We start from the raw sequence: 15,424 nt of genomic DNA, 5'->3' as shown, positions 1-15,424 counted from the left end.
AATGCTCAGTCAAGGTGCCACCCTGCATGACCGTCTCCCATCCCTTGCCGCGAATTGCCGGTATCGCGACCGCCGTTCCGCCTCACGTCCTGCCGCAGAGCGAGGTCGTGGCCCACGCCGCCGAGATGTTCGGCAAGCGGTTCCGCGACTTCGAGCGGTTACGCCCGGTCTTCGAGAACACCGGGATCATGGTACGGTATTCGGTGCGCCCCTTCGATTGGTTTCACCGATCACAGAATTGGCAACAGCGCACTGAGGCGTATCTCGACGGCGCGACGGAACTCTTCGTCAAGGCTGCGACGGCCGCGCTCGAGAGGGCGGGCGTGTCCGCTGGCGAGATCGATACAGTGGTGACGGTCTCCTCGACGGGTATCGCGACGCCGTCGCTGGAGGCCAGGGCGCATCAGGCGATGGGGTTCCGGCCGGATGTTCATCGCGTGCCCGTCTTCGGCCTCGGCTGCGCCGGCGGGGTGTCCGGCTTGTCGCTGGCCGCCCGCTTGGCGCGGGCCGATCCCGGCTCCAAGGTGCTGCTCGTCGCGGTCGAGATCTGCACGCTCGCCTTCCGGGACGACGAACTGACCAAGAGCAACATCGTCGCGACCGCGCTCTTCGGGGACGGCGCCGCGGGTCTCGTGCTGACCGCCGACGGCCGCGAGGAGGGCGCGGATGTCATCTCGGCGGGCGAGCACCTGTGGCCGGAAACGCTCGGCGTCATGGGCTGGCAGGTCGATCCCGAGGGCTTCGGCGCGATCTTCTCGGCCTCGATCCCTGATCTCGTGAGCGAGCGCATGCGCCCGGCTGTGGGGGAGTTCCTCGAACGGCAGGGCGAGAGCGTTGACGATCTCGGCGGCTTCGTCTTTCACCCGGGCGGGGCGAAGGTCGTGGACGCGCTGGAAGGAGCGTTCCGGCTTCCGCAGGGCACGCTGAACGTCGAGCGCGAGATCCTGCGCGACTTCGGCAACATGTCGGCGCCCACGGTGCTCTTCGTGCTCGAACGCAAGCTGCGCGAGGGGCTTGCCGGTCGGGCTCTGGTCTCGGCGCTCGGCCCGGGCTTCACCGGCAGTTTCGTGCGGCTCGATGCCTGAGTCCTTTGCAGGTCCTGCCGCGCCGGTTTGGGCGACCGCCGCAGTCCTCCTCTACGTGACGCTCCAGCGGCTGGCCGAGCTCTGGTTCGCGCGGCGCAATACGAGACGGCTCAAGGCGGAGGGCGCCATCGAAATGGAGGCGCCGCATTATCCGCTGATCGTCGCGGTGCATGCCGCCTGGCTCGGCCTGATGTGGCTCTTCGCCTTCGGCCAACCGATCTCGCTCGGTCTCCTGGCGCTCTTCGCGCTCGTCCAACTGGCCCGGTTCTGGACGCTCGTCTCGATCGGCCGGCGCTGGACGACGCGAATCGTGGTGAAACCCGGGGAACGGTTGATCGCGAAGGGGCCGTATCGTTTCTTTCCGCATCCGAACTATGCCGTCGTGGTCTGCGAGATCTTCCTGCTGCCGGCGGTCTTCGGCCTCTGGGCGATCGCGCTGCTGTTCACACTGATCAATGCCGGCGTCCTCGCGATCCGCATTCCGGCCGAGGAGCGGGCGCTGAAGGCTCACACGCTGGGGCGGCAGACTTCCGCGGACCGGCCCTGAGGAAGGACTTGCTCAGCTTCCGGCGGCGGTCCGTTTCAGGATCTGGTCGAGCGCCTGGCGGAAGCGCGAGCGGTCGGCGGCAGTGAAGCTGGCATTGTAGCCCTTCGATTCGCCGGTCTCGCGCAGATGCTGCTTGAAGGCCCGCATCGACAGGGCAGTGCCGATGGTCTCGTCGGTGAAGGGGCGCCCGGTAGGCCCGAGCACGGCCGCGCCCTTTTCGAGCGCACGCGCGGCGAGCGGAATGTCGGCGGTCACAACGACGTCGTCCGGTTCGGCCGCGTCGACGATCCAGTCGTCGGCGGCGTCCGGCCCTTCCGGCACGGCAACGATCCGCGCGTCCGGATAGCGCGAGGGCCGCATGCCGCCATTGGAGACGAGCACCGCTTCGGCGCCGTGACGGACCGCGATCTCGATCGCCTCGTCCTTCACCGGACAGGCATCGGCGTCGATCAGGAGCTTGGTCATCGTCGTCTTTCCTGCAGCCCAGATTCACGTTCGGCCGTTTCCCTAACGCCAACTTATCAATGGCGAGGGCCGTTTTTCCATGCGATCAAAGCGCATGGCAACGATCACCGAGACCCTCGAGAACACGCCGGCCGAGACCATTCGCGGCATCGTCATCATGGCGAGCGGCGCGGCCTTCATTCCGCTGCTCGATGCGTTTGGCAAGATCCTGGTCACCACCTATGAAGTTCCTCCCGGAGAAGTCTCGCTGATCCGGCTGATCCTCCAGGCGGTGATGATCCTGCCGCTTCTCCTCCTGCGCCATGGCATCAAGGGGCTTGCGACCCGCCATCCGCGGACGAACTTCCTGCGGGGCGCGCTGCTCGGGATCGGCGGCATCGCCTTTTTCGGAGCGCTCAAATTCATGCCGCTCGCCGACGCGGTGGCGGTGTTCCTGGTCGAGCCGATGATCGTGACGCTTCTCTCGGCGCTGCTCCTGAAGGAGAGCGTCGGCTGGCGCCGGATCCTCGCGGTGCTCGCCGGGTTTGTCGGCGCGTTGATCATTATCCGGCCGAGCTATGCCGTATTCGGCCTCGCCTCGTTGCTGCCGCTCGCCGCGGCGATCGCTGTCGGCCTCTACCTCATCCTCAGCCGCCGGGTCTCGCGCGGGACGACGCCGATGGGAATGCTGTTCTACGCCGGGCTCGGGGGCGCCGCGGTCGTGGCGCTGCTGATCGCCGTCGGCGAAGCCCTGGCTATCCCGGACCTGTCGTTCCGCTGGCCGCGCGAGGCCGCGGTCTGGGGGATATTCCTCGTGATGGGGGCCGTCGGCACGGCCGGCCATCTCTGCTTCATCGAGGCCTATCGGCTCGCGCCGGCCTCGCTGCTCGCCCCGTTCGGCTATATCGAGATCGTCTCGGCGATCATCCTCGGCTACCTCTTCTTCTCGGAATTGCCGGATGCGCCGAAATTCCTCGGCATTGCGATCATCGTCGGCTCTGGCCTCTTCATCTATCTGCGTGAGCGGCGCCTCGCGGTCGGCGTCGAACGCGTCCCGGCCGAACACTAAAGCATCGGGCGGGAAATCGGGATTGCGCCTCCGGCCTCTCTCATTGTTCTCGCATCGGATCGTTCCGAAAACCGGTTCCCACTTTTCGGTCCGATGCTTTAGCCGGTCTGGGCGAGGAGCGCTTCGAGGCGCTGGATCTGCTGGTCGATCGCCGCGCGCTGGCGCCGCAGCTCCTCGAGCCTGAGGCTCGCCGCCGCGTGGTCGAGGCCGACCTCCTCGTCCGGTTCGCCGAGACCCTCCATGAGCCAGGCCGGATTGACGCCGAAGGCGCCGGCCAGCGCGACCAGCCGCTCAGGACCGGGAGCCGCACGGTCGCGCTCCCAGTCCCGCATGGTTTCCGCATCGACGCCGATCCGGGCGGCGAGGGCCTCCGTCGACAGTCCGAACCGCGCGCGCATCCGCTCGATCCGGCCGCCCATCGTGTCGTCGTCCGTGCGCATGATCGGCTGATCCATCATCGCTATTCCCCTCGTCTCGGTGTTGATCCCTCGCTCCCATCACGGAACATGATGCGACTGACTTGCGGGATTTCAGCACAAAGGTCAAAACCGATGCCTTGTCTTTGATCATTTCCCGCCGGAGTCGAAGCATCGACATGTTCGAGACCATCCTGATTGCCAATCGCGGCGAGATAGCCTGCCGCGTGATCCGGACCGCCCGCGCCATGGGGATCCGCACCGTCGCCGTCTATTCCGACGCCGACCGGAACGCGGTCCATGCGCGCATGGCGGACACCGCGGTGCATATCGGCGCGGCGCCGGCCTCCGAGAGCTATCTTCTCGGCGAGAAGATCCTTCAGGCGTGCCGCGAGACCGGCGCAGAGGCGGTGCATCCCGGCTACGGCTTCCTGTCCGAACGGGCCGCCTTCTGCGAACTCCTTGAGGACAACGGCATCACCTTCATCGGGCCGAAGCCGAAGGCGATCCGGGCGATGGGCGACAAGATCGAATCGAAGCGCTTCGCCGAGGCCGCCGGCGTCAATGTCGTGCCCGGCCATCTCGGCATCATCGAGGATGCCGACGAGGCGGTGCGGATCGCCGGGGAGATCGGCTATCCGGTGATGATCAAGGCCTCGGCCGGCGGTGGCGGCAAGGGTATGCGCATAGCCTTTAACGAGCGCGAATGCCGCGACGGCTTCGACCGCGCCCGTTCGGAGGCGCGCTCTTCCTTCGGCGACGACCGCGTGTTCATCGAGAAGTTCGTGGTCGAGCCGCGCCATATCGAGATCCAGGTGCTCGCCGACGCCCACGGCAATGCCATCCATCTCGGCGAGCGCGAGTGTTCGATCCAGCGCCGCAACCAGAAGGTCGTCGAAGAAGCGCCGTCGCCCTTTCTCGATGCCGAGACGCGGGCGGCGATGGGCGCCCAGGCCGTCGCGCTCGCTCAGGCCGTCGACTATCAGAGCGCAGGGACGGTCGAGTTCATCGTCGACAAGGAGCGTAATTTCTATTTCCTGGAAATGAACACGCGGCTGCAGGTGGAGCATCCGGTCACCGAACTCGTCACCGGCATCGACATCGTCGCGGAGATGCTGAAGATCGCGGCCGGCGAGCCGCTGGCGATCCACCAGGAGGACGTCAGGTTGGACGGCTGGGCGGTGGAGAGCCGGATCTACGCCGAGGATCCCTTCCGCGGCTTCCTGCCCTCGATCGGCCGGCTCAGCCGCTACCGCCCGCCTGAGGTGTCGATCGCGCCGGGCGCGACGGTGCGCAACGACACCGGCGTCGAGGAGGGCTCGGAGATTTCGCTCTACTACGACCCGATGATTGCCAAGCTCTGCACCCATGCCGACACCCGCGAGAAGGCGATCGACGCCATGGGGCGGGCGCTGGGCGCCTTCGAGATCGACGGCATCTCGCACAACATCCCTTTCCTCGCAGCCCTCATGCAGCATCCGCGCTGGCGCGAAGGGCGGCTGTCGACCGCGTTCATCGCGGAGGAATATCCGGACGGTTTCGAGCGGCCGGAGCCTTCGGCGGACACGAAGCGCCGCGCCGCGCTGATCGCCACCACGATCGAGATCGCGCGGAAGCGGCGGCTCGACCGGCATGTCGACCGGCTGCGGCCGCATTCGGGCCAATTGCAGCGCGACTGGGTCGCCAGGATCGAGGGCGGCTATCTGCCGGTCTCGGTCAAGCGGCCGGACGAGCTGGCGCCCGGCGAGGACATCTACCGCGCGGCCTGCGACGGCCGCGCCTCGCTGATCGCCACCGCCTACCGGCCGGGGGAATCCCCCTGGACCGGCACGATCGACGGCGTCGCCGAGACCGCGCAGGTGAGGACGCGCGGCAATGGCGTCTCGCTGTTTCTCGACGGCGTCTGGATCGATGTCGCCGTCATGGTTCCCGCCATCGCCGAGCTCGACCGGCTGATGCCGGAAAAGCAGGCGCCCGACACGTCCAAGCTCCTGCTCTGCCCCATGCCGGGGCTCGTCGTCTCCATCGCGGTCGAGGAAGGGCAGGCGGTCAAGGCGGGCGAAACGCTGGCCGTGGTCGAGGCGATGAAGATGGAGAACATCCTGCGGGCGGAGCGCGACCTGACGGTTGCGAGCCTCAAGGCGAAGCCGGGGGACAGCCTTGCCGTCGATGCGGTGATCATGGAGTTCGAATAGCGGCGCTCCGCCGCTATCATTGTTCCGGGCCTGTCATCGCGTGACGGTCAACCACGACCTTGCACGGGAGCTCCCATGACGACCTTCACCCATGTCGAGATATCCGGTCGCGTGCAGGGCGTCGGCTATCGGGCCTGGTGCCATGGCGAAGCGACGCATCGCGGCCTGTCGGGCTGGGTGCGCAACCGGCGCTCCGGCACCGTCGAGGCCGTCTTCTCAGGGGAGGCCGCCGGGGTCGAGGACATGCTGTCGGCCCTGTGGACGGGTCCCTCAGGCGCAACGGTGACGGCGATTGACGCGACGCCGTCGCAGGAGCGCCCGGCAGAGGGCTTCATCCTGCGCGACACGGTGTGAGCCTCCAGGCTCACCGCCTCCACTGCGACGAGACTGCTGGCGCGCGTGAGGGCTATGCCGTCGCCCCGAACACCGCCTCGAAATTCTTGCGGAGCAGGCCGTCCACCTCCGGCATCGAGACGAGGATGCCGAGATCGGCGAGGCTGGTCACGCCGTGGCCGCGGATGCCGCAGGGCACGATGCCGGAAAAATGCGACAGATCCGGATCGACATTGAGGGAAATGCCGTGGAACGTCACCCAGCGGCGGACCCTGATGCCGATCGCCGCGATCTTGTCCTCGGCCATGGAGCCGTCCAGACCCACCGGCCGTTCCGGCCGCTGCACCCAGACGCCGACGCGGTCCTCGCGCCGCTCCCCGCGCACCTGGAATTCGGCAAGGGTCGCAATGATCCAGGCCTCCAGCGCCGCCACGAAGGCACGAACGTCCTGGCGGCGGCGCTTCAGGTCGAGCAGCACGTAGGCGACCCGTTGTCCCGGCCCGTGATAGGTGTATTCGCCGCCGCGCCCGGCCGGAAAGACGGGGAATCGCGCATCGAGAAGATCCTCGGCCCGGGCACTGGTGCCGGCAGTATAGAGCGGCGGGTGTTCGACCAGAAACACCGTCTCTTCGGCCTCGCCATCGGCGATCGCCGCGACTCGCGCCTCCATCATCGCAAGGGCATCCGCATAAGGCGTCAGCCCGTCGAGAACCGTCCAGGCCACGGGTGGCGATTCGGGCGCGGCAAGGAAGCGCTCGGCCGAGGTGGCAAGACGAGGCGTCGGCGAGGCGAGAGGAAGGGCAGTGTCCATTCCGCTCATTTAGCATCGTTCCAAGCCGATTTTGAGATCCTGAGCGATCGATCGGTGCGCCGCGGGCCACAACGATCATCGGATCGTCACAAGCCCCTTGTGCGGCGCCGGAACTCTTGTTAGATGCGCTTCACCGATGGCCGAGCGGCCAGTCGGTACACGGCGTGCGGTCGTGGCGGAATTGGTAGACGCGCAGCGTTGAGGTCGCTGTGGGGCAACCCGTGGAAGTTCGAGTCTTCTCGACCGCACCAGCCATCTTCGGAACTCCTGGAAATTTGCGATCGCTCTCTGTGAGGCGACATGCGCGACGCGCCTCTTCGGCGGAAGCGATATCGTTTCTTCGCCATCCGGCGGGTCGCATCAGCTTGCGCGATTCCCGGTAGCGCCTGACGGGCGCGGCTCTCTCTGACCCATGGCCAAACGCGTTTCGACGCCCGATGCGGACATCGGACGTCGAATTCGTTGTGGAAGAATTTGGCGGCACCGCTTCGTCGCGAAGGGAAGGTCAGCGCCCGGGTTCGGGTCCCATCTGTCGGACATCCGCTCGGCATTCGCCTGGAGCGGATGTCGCTCGTTCGTCGTACCTGCAAAATCTGAGACGTTGGGGCGCCCGGCCGTCGTCAGGGCCGGAGCGCCCATTCGCGTCGCTAGACGTAGAGATCGCCTGCATCGAGGTAGGCATCGCCATAGACGACGATCTGTTCGGTCGTCTCGGCATTGATGGTGATGAGGGTCTGGTAGACGCCGCCGGAATTCGAGACGGCTGTGACCGACACGTCGGTGGCGAGGAGGTCCGTCGTCGCACCGGCGTTGTTGTAGGTGTAGAGAGACAGATCGATCACGTCGACATCGTGCTCGAAGCCGTAGACCGTGTCGGATCCGGTCAGGTAGTTCGAGCCGGTGCCGGTCTGCCCGGCTTGGTAGAAGACCCGATCGGAGCTGTTGTAGTCGTAAAGCACGATGTAGTCTGCATCCCCGCCGCCCCAGATCTTGTTGGAGTATGACTGGTAGGCATAGATGTAGTCGTGGCCGGAGCCGCCATAGATGGTGTTGCTGGAAGCGGTGTAGCCGGTCGTCGTCTGGATGGTATCGTCGCCGGAACCGCCACCGAACTGGCCATTGGTGCCGGAGATGTAGATCAGGTCGTCTTCGGTCCCGGAATAGACAGTGTCCTGTCCCTGGCCGCTGTAGATGAGGTCGTTGCCCTGGCTTCCGAAGATCTGGTCGCTGCCGTACTGCGTGCCGCCCGACAGATCGCCATAGATCGTGTCGCTTCCGAGGCCGCCGCCGATCGTGTCGTCGCCGCCGCCGCCTTGGGCGTAGTCTGCGCCGTCATTCAAATAGATCTGATCGTCGCCGACCTGGCCCGTCGAGGCGCCCGATCCGTCGCCGTAGATCGTGTCCGCGCCGCTGTCGGTCGAACCGCCAAACAGGATGTCGTCGCTATTGCCACCCTGGATGTAGTCGTTGCCATTGCCGCCGAAGATGTAATCCTTGCCGTCGTCTCCGTAGAGATAGTCGGGGAACCCGTAACCGATAAGGGTATCCGCGCCGCCATTCCCGTAGAGGTAGTCCGTTTCTTCCGTTCCGACAAGTGATTCGGAATTGTTCGTGCCGACGATAGTGGTCATGATACGTTCTCACTTTTACAAAATGACGTAAGGTCACTGTAGCTTGAATGGAAAGCTATTCCTAGAGAATTTTTTCGGTTAATCGGCTGAATCTCGATGGATTTCGGTGGATTACGATTGCTGACTTGAGGGATTTGGAATAACGCTGCGGAATCTAGGGCTGGCATGCAAGTCGGCCGCCCGGTCGCGACAGCCCCTTTGTCTTGGGAATTGCGGAGACTGCCATCCTGATCGCCGGTGGGTGCACCGGAGGAACGGGCCTGGCGGTGGCGGTTGGAAGCGGCGTACCTGCCCAGTGCGCTCCCGCAAGATTAGTACTTGGCCCGGGCTCTGTCCTTGTCGCAGCGGGCGAAATCTTCCGGACCGCTCTTCGCCGCGGCGCAAGCCATTGTCGTCCCCCGCCTTTCCGACCCGGCCCAATTGCTCTAGACGCAGTGCCCATGCGCGCCGCGGCCGCGCCGCGACATTTTTCCGTCTGAAGAGGAGGGTGCATGGCTGACACACAGCTCGCGAACGGCGCGCCCGCCATCGAAGCGCAGTCGGAAATCTACGACGAGGACGGCTATATCGCCGAGGACTTCCTCGACAGAGTCCGTGCGGCGATCGAAGAGGAAGACGCCGACTTCCTGCGCGAGCGCGTCGGGCGCCTGCACGAATCCGAGCTCGGCGACCTTCTCTCGACGCTGAACAACGATCAGCGCCAGACGCTCGTTCGGCTGATGGGCGAGGAGTTCGATTATACTTCGCTGACCGAGGTCGACGAGGCGATCCGCCTGTCGATCGTCGACGCGATGCCGAACGAGCAGGTCGCCGAGGCCCTGCGCGAGCTCGATTCCGACGACGCGGTCTACATTCTGGAGGACCTCGAGGAGGACGACCGCAAGGAAATCCTCGCCCAGCTGCCGTTTCGCGAGCGGCTGCGGCTGCGCCGGTCGCTGGAGTATCCGGAAGAATCGGCCGGTCGGCGCATGCAGACGGAGTTCGTCGCGGTGCCGCCCTATTGGACCGTCGGCCAGACTATCGACTACATGCGCGAGGAGGAGGACCTGCCGGAATCCTTCGCGCAGATCTTCGTCATCGATCCGACCTTCAAGCTGCTCGGCGCCGTCGACCTCGACCGGATCCTCAGGGCCAAGCGCCCGGAGAAGATCGAGGACATCATGCACGAGACGCGCCATGCGATCCCGGCCGAGACCGATCAGGAGGAAGCGGCGCAGATCATCGAGCAGTACGATCTGCTCTCGGCCGCGGTGATCGATTCCAGCGAGAGGCTGGTCGGCATCCTGACCATCGACGATGTCATCGACATCCTTCAGCAGGAGGCCGACGAGGACATCAAGCGCCTCGGCGGCGTCGGCGACGAAGAGATTTCCGACACCGTCCTGACGGCGGCCCGCTCCCGCTTCCTGTGGCTCCTCGTCAATCTCGCGACGGCAATTCTCGCTTCGCTCGTCATCGGTCTCTTCGATGCGACCATCCAGCAGATGGTGGCGCTCGCCGTCCTGATGCCGATCGTCGCCTCCATGGGCGGCAATGCCGGCACCCAGACCATGACGGTCGCGGTCCGGGCGCTCTCGGCCCGGGAGATCGACATCTACAATGCCGGCCGGATCGTGCGCAGAGAGGTCCTGATCGGCCTTCTCAACGGCCTGCTCTTCGCGGTTCTCATCGCCGGGGTCGCCTGGCTGTGGTTCGGAAACAGCAATCTGGGCGCCGTGATCGGCTGCGCCATGATCTTCAACATGCTGGCCGCCGCGCTGGCGGGCATCCTGATCCCGCTCATCCTCGACCATTTCGGCGCCGACCCGGCGATCGCCTCCGGCACCTTCGTCACGACGGTCACGGACGTCGTCGGCTTCTTCGCCTTTCTCGGCCTTGCCAGCTGGTGGTTCGGCATTTCCTGAGCGCTACGCCCCGTGCGGCCGCGATCCCGTGCTGCCGGCTTGCCATGCCGTAAGTTTGACTTCGCTCCGAAACCTCGGGCAAGCATGGCCGGGCGCGTGATTTTTGGGAAGCATGGCCGCTGATGCGGGAGCACTATACGATTACCGAGCTGACCCGCGAGTTCGGGATCTCGACGCGGACGATCCGATTCTACGAGGACGAGGGGCTGATCGCGCCGATCCGCCGCGGGCGGACCCGGCTGTTCCGGCATTCCGACCGGCAGCTCCTGCGCAACATCCTGCGCGGCAAACGGCTGGGCTTCTCGATCGCCGAGATCCGCGAGATCATCGCCATGTACAAGGCGCCGCCGGGCGAGGCCGGCCAACTGCGCACCATTCTCGCGCGGGTCGCCGAGCGGCGCGACGAGCTTCAGCAGAAGAAGCGCGACATCGAGGACATGCTGCGCGAGCTCGACGCGGCCGAAGAAGCCTGCCTCACGCGCATGGCCGAACTCGGCATCGGCCAGCGCGCCCGCAGCGGCTGAGGCACCTTTTCGCGTGCGTTGCGGCAGAACTCCCTCCGGTCACTGCAGCGCCTTGATCGAGCACTGGTTGGTGACCTGTCTGATGCGGGTCATGTCCTTCGCGCCGATATCGCCCGCGATCAGGGTGTCGAACAGCTTCTCCGCCTTCAACTCGTCACGCGCGCAGGCGCAATAGCGGTCGCAGAAATCGGCCGGCCGATCACCGATGCAGGCGCGCATGCAGTCGGCGGCGAACACCTTGTTCGTGTCGGGCGGCGCAACCTGGGCGAACGCGAAGACGAGGCCGAAGAGAATCGGCTGGTGGAGAAGGTAGAAGACGAGGGTGTGGCGACCGAGCACCGCCACCGGCTGGAGCGGGCGCAAGGCGGGGTTGAGGGCGCGCAGACGATCGAGAAAACCGGTGTCGGTGGCAAGCCGGCCGGCGGCGATGCCGGCGAGCACGGCGCCGAAGAACGGAAAGAGCGGAACGAGATCGTTCGACAGGGGCGGGGCCGGTGCGAAGCCGATCCAGGCAAGCAGCGGCGTGTCGAAGGCGGGATCGGAGAAGAAGGCGGGAAGCGCGATGACGAGTGCCGCCGCCAGCGCCGTGACGAAGAAGGGCAGCCGCAGGAAAAGAAGGCCGATGAGGCTCGCCAGCACGATCTCGTGCAGGATGCCGAAGAAGACGAAGCTGTTTGGCGTGACGAACAGCGTGATCGCGGTGACGGCGAGGGCGCCCGCCGCGACCTGCGCCAGGCGGAGGAGGAATGGCCGCCAGCGAATCCTGCGCCCATGCGCAAGGACCAGGCTGAAGCCGACGAGGAAAAGGAAGCTCGAGGCGATCGCCCGCGCGAAGATCCGCCAGCCGCCGGAGCCGGTCAGACCGTGCTCGACATAGGAGAAGTGTTCGAGGTCCCAGGTGAAGTGGAACACGACCATGGCCAGGAGGGCGATGGCGCGGGCGATGTCGATGATCTCGATGCGGCCGCGGGCGGCCGGATTGGGGAGGTCGGACACGAAATTCCTCGGCGCTGGAAACGGGGTCGCCCCGCCTATCTTCCTGAGGCGACACATGAACGACACGTGCCGCGCTCGCGACACGGCTTCCCGGAAAGGCTCTACATGAAGATCATCGAGGCGCACGGTGCGCATATCCCCGCGATCGGTTTCGGCACCTATACACTCGAAGGGGGCGCTTGCGTCGAGATGGTGGCCGAGGCGATCCGAACCGGCTACCGCCATATCGACACGGCTCGCATGTACGGCAATGAGAGGGAGGTCGGCGAAGGCATCCGCCAGGCCGGCATCGATCGCGACGAATTGTTCGTCACCACCAAGGTCTGGTGGACGGAGCTTTCGGAGGACAAGTTCCTGCCGTCGGCCGAACGGGCGGTCGAGGCGCTCGGCATCAACGCGGTCGACCTCCTGCTGATCCACTGGCCGAACGGCTCCATCCCGCTGGAGGAATCGATCGATGCGCTCAACGCGGTCGCCGACAGGGGGCTGACGCGGCATATCGGCGTTGCCAACTTCACCAGCGCGCTGCTCGACGAGGCCTGTGCCATGTCGTCGCGTCCGCTGGTGTGCAATCAGGTCGAATACCACCCGTTCCTCAGCCAGGAGGCTGTGCTGTCGGCCTGCCGCCGCCACGACATGGCGCTGATCGCGTATTCGCCGGTCGGGCAGGGCGGGGCGGTTCTCGATCATCCGGTGATCCGGGAGGCGGCTGAGAGGCACGGGCGCACACCGGCGCAGATCGTGCTGGCCTGGGAGGTCGCGCAGGAAGGGGTTGGCGCGATTCCGCGGACGAAGAACAAGGAGCGTCTGGCGGAAAACCTCGACGTCTTCGATCTTGCGCTGTCCGATGAGGAGATGCGGGCGATCACGGAGCTGACGCATCGGCGCCAGCGGCTCGTCGACCCGTCCTTCGCGCCCAATTGGGATCGCAACTGATGGATCCGGAGACGTTGCGGCGGATCGCCGCCGGCGTCTCCGAATGGGGACGAGAGGCGCTCCGCTTCTTCTATCAGCCGTCCTCGCTGGCGCAGATCGGCGTCGTGGCGCTCTGCGTCATCCTCGCCTTTGCGTTCGATCGCGTCACGCGCCACCCGATCGAACGCCAGGCCCGCCGGATCAAGGGCGCACCGGGCGTGCTTCGGATCGTCGTCGCGATCCGCCGGCGCATGAAGCTCGTCTATTTCGTCGCGCTCCTGTGGTTCGCCACGCTGTTCGATCTCGCCGCGGGCGGTCCTCGCTCGCAGATCGTTTCCGTCGTCTTCAAGCTGGCGCTCGCCTATCTGGTCATCGCCGTCGCCTCGCGCATCGTGCGCAACCGCCTCGCCTCGCGGCTGATCAAGTTCGCCGCCTGGACGCTTGCCGCGCTATCGATCCTCGATCTCCTCGACCCGGTATCGCGGATCCTCGACCAGACCGCGGTGGCGGTCGGCCAGTCGCGCATCTCCGCCCTTCTCGTCATCAAGACGATCGCGGTGCTGGCGATCACGCTCTGGCTCGCCTCGATCGTGGGCAAGTTCCTCGACGCACGCGTCCAGCGCAGCGAGGAACTCACCCCGACGCTCCGGGTCCTGATCGGCAAGGTGCTGAAGATCGGGCTGATCCTGATCGCCCTCGTCGTGGCGCTTGCCTCCGTCGGCGTCGATCTGACTGCGCTGACGGTGTTCTCCGGCGCGATCGGCGTCGGCCTCGGCTTCGGCCTTCAGAAGGTCGTCTCGAACTTCATCTCCGGGATCATCATCCTGCTCGACCGCTCCATCAAGCCGGGCGACACGATCTCGCTCGGCGAGACGTTCGGCTGGATCCGCGAGCTTCGGGCGCGCTTCGTCTCGGTCGTCACCCGCGACGGCAAGGAATATCTGATCCCGAACGAGGACTTCATCACCAACCAGGTGATCAACTGGTCCTTCTCCAACGACCTCGTGCGCATCGACGTCCATTTCGGCGTCTCCTACGATTCCGATCCGCATGAGGTGATACGGATCTCCAAGGAGGCGGCCGCGGCCGTGCCGCGCGTGATCGAGGCCAAGCCGGTGGTCTGCTGGCTGACCGGCTTCGGCGACTCTTCACTCGACTTCATCCTGCGGTTCTGGATCTCCGATCCTCCCGGCGGCCTCACCAATGTGAAGGGCCAGGTGCTCCTCGCCCTGTGGGACGCGTTCAAGGCCAACGGCATCGGCATACCGTTCCCGCATCGCGAAGTGCTCCTGCGCACGCCGATCGTGGTTCAGGAGGGCGGGGCAGGCGCCGCCCGAGCCGAAGTCGCAAGCAAGGCGAAATTTGGCGACACGGATTGATGGCGGTCCCCCCTCCACGCCACCGCGCCGGCCCGATTTGATTATCAGCCAGCCAGCGCCGAACGGCTGGCGAAGGCTTCGTGCGCCAGAGTTCGGCCTTGCCTCTCGTCCGGATCCGGCCGCAAGCAGGGAGTTCCAGGCCTTTGTTCTTCTACCTCGCCAAGATCGGCTGGTTCGTCCTGCAGCCGCTGGTCGCCGTCATGGTGCTCGCGCTGGCAGCCTTACTCGCCCGGCGGCTGCGGCTGCGCCGCATTGGCACGGCGTTCCTCGCCCTCTCGGCGCTTCTTCTCGTCATCTGCAGCCTGAGCCCGCTCGGCCTCCTGATGATGGCCGCGCTCGAGGACCGGATTCCGCGCCCCGATCTGCCTGAGAACGTAGCCGGCATCGTCGTCCTCGGCGGCGCCTTGGATACGCGTGTCGCCCGCACGCGCGGAGAGCCGGAGCTCAACGAGGCGGCCGACCGGATGACCGCGGCGATGGCGCTCTCCCGGCGTTATCCAAAGGCCAAGATTCTCTTCAGCGGCGGGCAGGCGGCTGTCTTGGAGGACGACATTCCCGAGGCCCAGCCGGCCGAGGCGCTCCTGCTCTCGCTCGGCCTGCCACCGGACCGGCTGCTGCTCGATTCGCGCTCGCGCGACACCTATGAGAACGCGGTGTATTCGAAGGAGCTTGCCGATCCGAAGTCCGGCGAGACATGGCTCCTCGTCACCTCGGCCTATCACATGCCCCGCGCCCTCGGCTGCTTTCGCCGCGCCGGCTTTCCGGTCGTGCCGGTTCCGGTGGACTACCGCACGCCCGCCGGGCAGGCGGTCTGGCGGCCGTCGCGGGATGCCGTCCGCAATCTGGAAAAGGTTCATTTCGCCATTCGCGAATATCTCGGCCTCTTCGCCTATTGGATCGACGGGCGCACCGGCGCCCTGTTTCCGGGGCCGGATCCGGCATCGGCTGGTTAGCGAGATCCGAGAAGGGGCGGGCGTCACGAGCTCCGGCGCGGCAGAAAAGTCACGGCCACACCAAGAATCACCGGACGCTGCCGCCGGCCTTCGGGAACTCTTGCAGTCCGGCCGATCCGACTCAGCCGGGCTTTCCGCGCGGTCAGCGATCGCCGGTCAGGCCTAACCCTTGGAAGGCGCAAGGAGGTATCGCGAGACCAGTCAAAGGCGGCTTCGATAGTT

At 65.9% G+C, this 15,424-nt stretch carries 15 protein-coding genes and 1 tRNA gene; 11 read left to right on the top strand and 5 right to left on the bottom strand.

Features of this window, described 5'->3' with window-relative positions:
- Positions 1–26 precede the first annotated feature (26 nt).
- Positions 27–1,085 (top strand): type III polyketide synthase, encoded by a 1,059-nt coding sequence (locus LH400_RS23790; RefSeq protein ID WP_229155950.1) that lies wholly within the window; start codon positions 27–29, stop codon positions 1,083–1,085.
- Entirely contained in the window at positions 1,078–1,632 is a 555-nt protein-coding gene (locus LH400_RS23785; protein ID WP_229155949.1) for an isoprenylcysteine carboxyl methyltransferase family protein, read from the top strand. The genes LH400_RS23790 and LH400_RS23785 overlap by 8 nt, the downstream gene beginning before the upstream one ends.
- Positions 1,633–1,644: 12 nt before the next feature.
- On the opposite strand, the gene LH400_RS23780 is transcribed toward LH400_RS23785, so the two are convergent.
- On the bottom strand, positions 1,645–2,097 hold the full coding sequence (locus LH400_RS23780) for a YaiI/YqxD family protein (RefSeq protein ID WP_229155948.1): 453 nt from the start codon (positions 2,095–2,097) through the stop codon (positions 1,645–1,647).
- A 94-nt stretch (positions 2,098–2,191) separates the two neighbouring features.
- On the opposite strand from LH400_RS23780, the gene LH400_RS23775 reads away from it, so the two are divergent.
- Positions 2,192–3,145 (top strand): DMT family transporter, encoded by a 954-nt coding sequence (locus tag LH400_RS23775; RefSeq protein WP_229155947.1) that lies wholly within the window; start codon positions 2,192–2,194, stop codon positions 3,143–3,145.
- A gap of 98 nt (positions 3,146–3,243) precedes the next feature.
- On the opposite strand, the gene LH400_RS23770 is transcribed toward LH400_RS23775, so the two are convergent.
- Positions 3,244–3,603 (bottom strand): helix-turn-helix domain-containing protein, encoded by a 360-nt coding sequence (locus LH400_RS23770; protein ID WP_229155946.1) that lies wholly within the window; start codon positions 3,601–3,603, stop codon positions 3,244–3,246.
- A 137-nt stretch (positions 3,604–3,740) separates the two neighbouring features.
- Here LH400_RS23770 and LH400_RS23765 point away from each other — a divergent pair, with 137 nt between their 5' ends.
- Positions 3,741–5,756 (top strand): acetyl-CoA carboxylase biotin carboxylase subunit, encoded by a 2,016-nt coding sequence (locus LH400_RS23765; protein WP_229155945.1) that lies wholly within the window; start codon positions 3,741–3,743, stop codon positions 5,754–5,756.
- A gap of 75 nt (positions 5,757–5,831) precedes the next feature.
- A complete protein-coding gene (locus LH400_RS23760; RefSeq protein ID WP_229155944.1) occupies positions 5,832–6,110 on the top strand; it encodes an acylphosphatase in 279 nt (92 codons plus the stop codon).
- A 52-nt stretch (positions 6,111–6,162) separates the two neighbouring features.
- Here the strand turns inward: LH400_RS23760 and lipB are convergent, their stop codons facing one another.
- The gene (gene lipB, locus LH400_RS23755) at positions 6,163–6,900 is read right to left on the bottom strand and encodes a lipoyl(octanoyl) transferase LipB (protein ID WP_229155943.1); all 738 of its coding nucleotides are present in this window, start codon (positions 6,898–6,900) and stop codon (positions 6,163–6,165) included.
- A 166-nt stretch (positions 6,901–7,066) separates the two neighbouring features.
- Between lipB and LH400_RS23750 the strand changes: the two genes are divergently transcribed.
- A tRNA-Leu gene (locus LH400_RS23750) sits at positions 7,067–7,151 on the top strand.
- 396 nt (positions 7,152–7,547) lie between these two features.
- Here the strand turns inward: LH400_RS23750 and LH400_RS23745 are convergent.
- Complete coding sequence (locus LH400_RS23745; protein ID WP_229155942.1) at positions 7,548–8,531, bottom strand: calcium-binding protein; 984 nt, start codon at positions 8,529–8,531, stop codon at positions 7,548–7,550.
- 491 nt (positions 8,532–9,022) lie between these two features.
- Here LH400_RS23745 and mgtE point away from each other — a divergent pair, with 491 nt between their 5' ends.
- On the top strand, positions 9,023–10,435 hold the full coding sequence (mgtE, locus tag LH400_RS23740) for a magnesium transporter (protein WP_229155941.1): 1,413 nt from the start codon (positions 9,023–9,025) through the stop codon (positions 10,433–10,435).
- Positions 10,436–10,557: 122 nt separating this feature from the next.
- A complete protein-coding gene (locus LH400_RS23735) occupies positions 10,558–10,959 on the top strand; it encodes a MerR family transcriptional regulator (protein ID WP_229155940.1) in 402 nt (133 codons plus the stop codon).
- A gap of 39 nt (positions 10,960–10,998) precedes the next feature.
- On the opposite strand, the gene LH400_RS23730 is transcribed toward LH400_RS23735, so the two are convergent.
- A complete protein-coding gene (locus LH400_RS23730) occupies positions 10,999–11,955 on the bottom strand; it encodes a heparan-alpha-glucosaminide N-acetyltransferase (protein WP_229155939.1) in 957 nt (318 codons plus the stop codon).
- A 105-nt stretch (positions 11,956–12,060) separates the two neighbouring features.
- Between LH400_RS23730 and LH400_RS23725 the strand changes: the two genes are divergently transcribed.
- The 3 genes from LH400_RS23725 to LH400_RS23715 all read left to right on the top strand — a co-directional run bounded on the left by LH400_RS23725 (position 12,061) and on the right by LH400_RS23715 (position 15,202).
- Entirely contained in the window at positions 12,061–12,891 is an 831-nt protein-coding gene (locus LH400_RS23725; RefSeq protein WP_229155938.1) for an aldo/keto reductase, read from the top strand.
- Positions 12,891–14,249, top strand: coding sequence for a mechanosensitive ion channel family protein (locus tag LH400_RS23720; protein WP_229155937.1), 1,359 nt, complete (start codon positions 12,891–12,893; stop codon positions 14,247–14,249). The genes LH400_RS23725 and LH400_RS23720 overlap by 1 nt, the downstream gene beginning before the upstream one ends.
- A 143-nt stretch (positions 14,250–14,392) precedes the next feature.
- Positions 14,393–15,202 carry a YdcF family protein gene (locus tag LH400_RS23715; RefSeq protein WP_229155936.1) on the top strand — a complete coding sequence of 270 codons (810 nt, stop codon included), beginning with the start codon at positions 14,393–14,395 and terminating at the stop codon, positions 15,200–15,202.
- Positions 15,203–15,424 lie beyond the last annotated feature (222 nt).

Origin of the sequence: Jiella soli (assembly GCF_020615385.1) — a bacterium.
Classification (GTDB): Bacteria; Pseudomonadota; Alphaproteobacteria; order Rhizobiales; family Rhizobiaceae; genus VKMB-3413.
This window is presented reverse-complemented; position numbering and strand designations above follow the sequence as displayed.

Bases quoted from the DNA above. Each gene is read 5' to 3' on its own strand.
- LH400_RS23790 (WP_229155950.1), top strand. From the start codon at position 27: ATGACCGTCTCCCATCCCTTGCCGCGAATTGCCGGTATCGCGACCGCC.
- LH400_RS23785 (WP_229155949.1), top strand. From the start codon at position 1,078: ATGCCTGAGTCCTTTGCAGGTCCTGCCGCGCCGGTTTGGGCGACCGCC.
- LH400_RS23780 (WP_229155948.1), bottom strand. From the start codon at position 2,097: ATGACCAAGCTCCTGATCGACGCCGATGCCTGTCCGGTGAAGGACGAG.
- LH400_RS23775 (WP_229155947.1), top strand. From the start codon at position 2,192: ATGGCAACGATCACCGAGACCCTCGAGAACACGCCGGCCGAGACCATT.
- LH400_RS23770 (WP_229155946.1), bottom strand. From the start codon at position 3,603: ATGATGGATCAGCCGATCATGCGCACGGACGACGACACGATGGGCGGC.
- LH400_RS23765 (WP_229155945.1), top strand. From the start codon at position 3,741: ATGTTCGAGACCATCCTGATTGCCAATCGCGGCGAGATAGCCTGCCGC.
- LH400_RS23760 (WP_229155944.1), top strand. From the start codon at position 5,832: ATGACGACCTTCACCCATGTCGAGATATCCGGTCGCGTGCAGGGCGTC.
- lipB (WP_229155943.1), bottom strand. From the start codon at position 6,900: ATGGACACTGCCCTTCCTCTCGCCTCGCCGACGCCTCGTCTTGCCACC.
- LH400_RS23745 (WP_229155942.1), bottom strand. From the start codon at position 8,531: ATGACCACTATCGTCGGCACGAACAATTCCGAATCACTTGTCGGAACG.
- mgtE (WP_229155941.1), top strand. From the start codon at position 9,023: ATGGCTGACACACAGCTCGCGAACGGCGCGCCCGCCATCGAAGCGCAG.
- LH400_RS23735 (WP_229155940.1), top strand. From the start codon at position 10,558: ATGCGGGAGCACTATACGATTACCGAGCTGACCCGCGAGTTCGGGATC.
- LH400_RS23725 (WP_229155938.1), top strand. From the start codon at position 12,061: ATGAAGATCATCGAGGCGCACGGTGCGCATATCCCCGCGATCGGTTTC.
- LH400_RS23720 (WP_229155937.1), top strand. From the start codon at position 12,891: ATGGATCCGGAGACGTTGCGGCGGATCGCCGCCGGCGTCTCCGAATGG.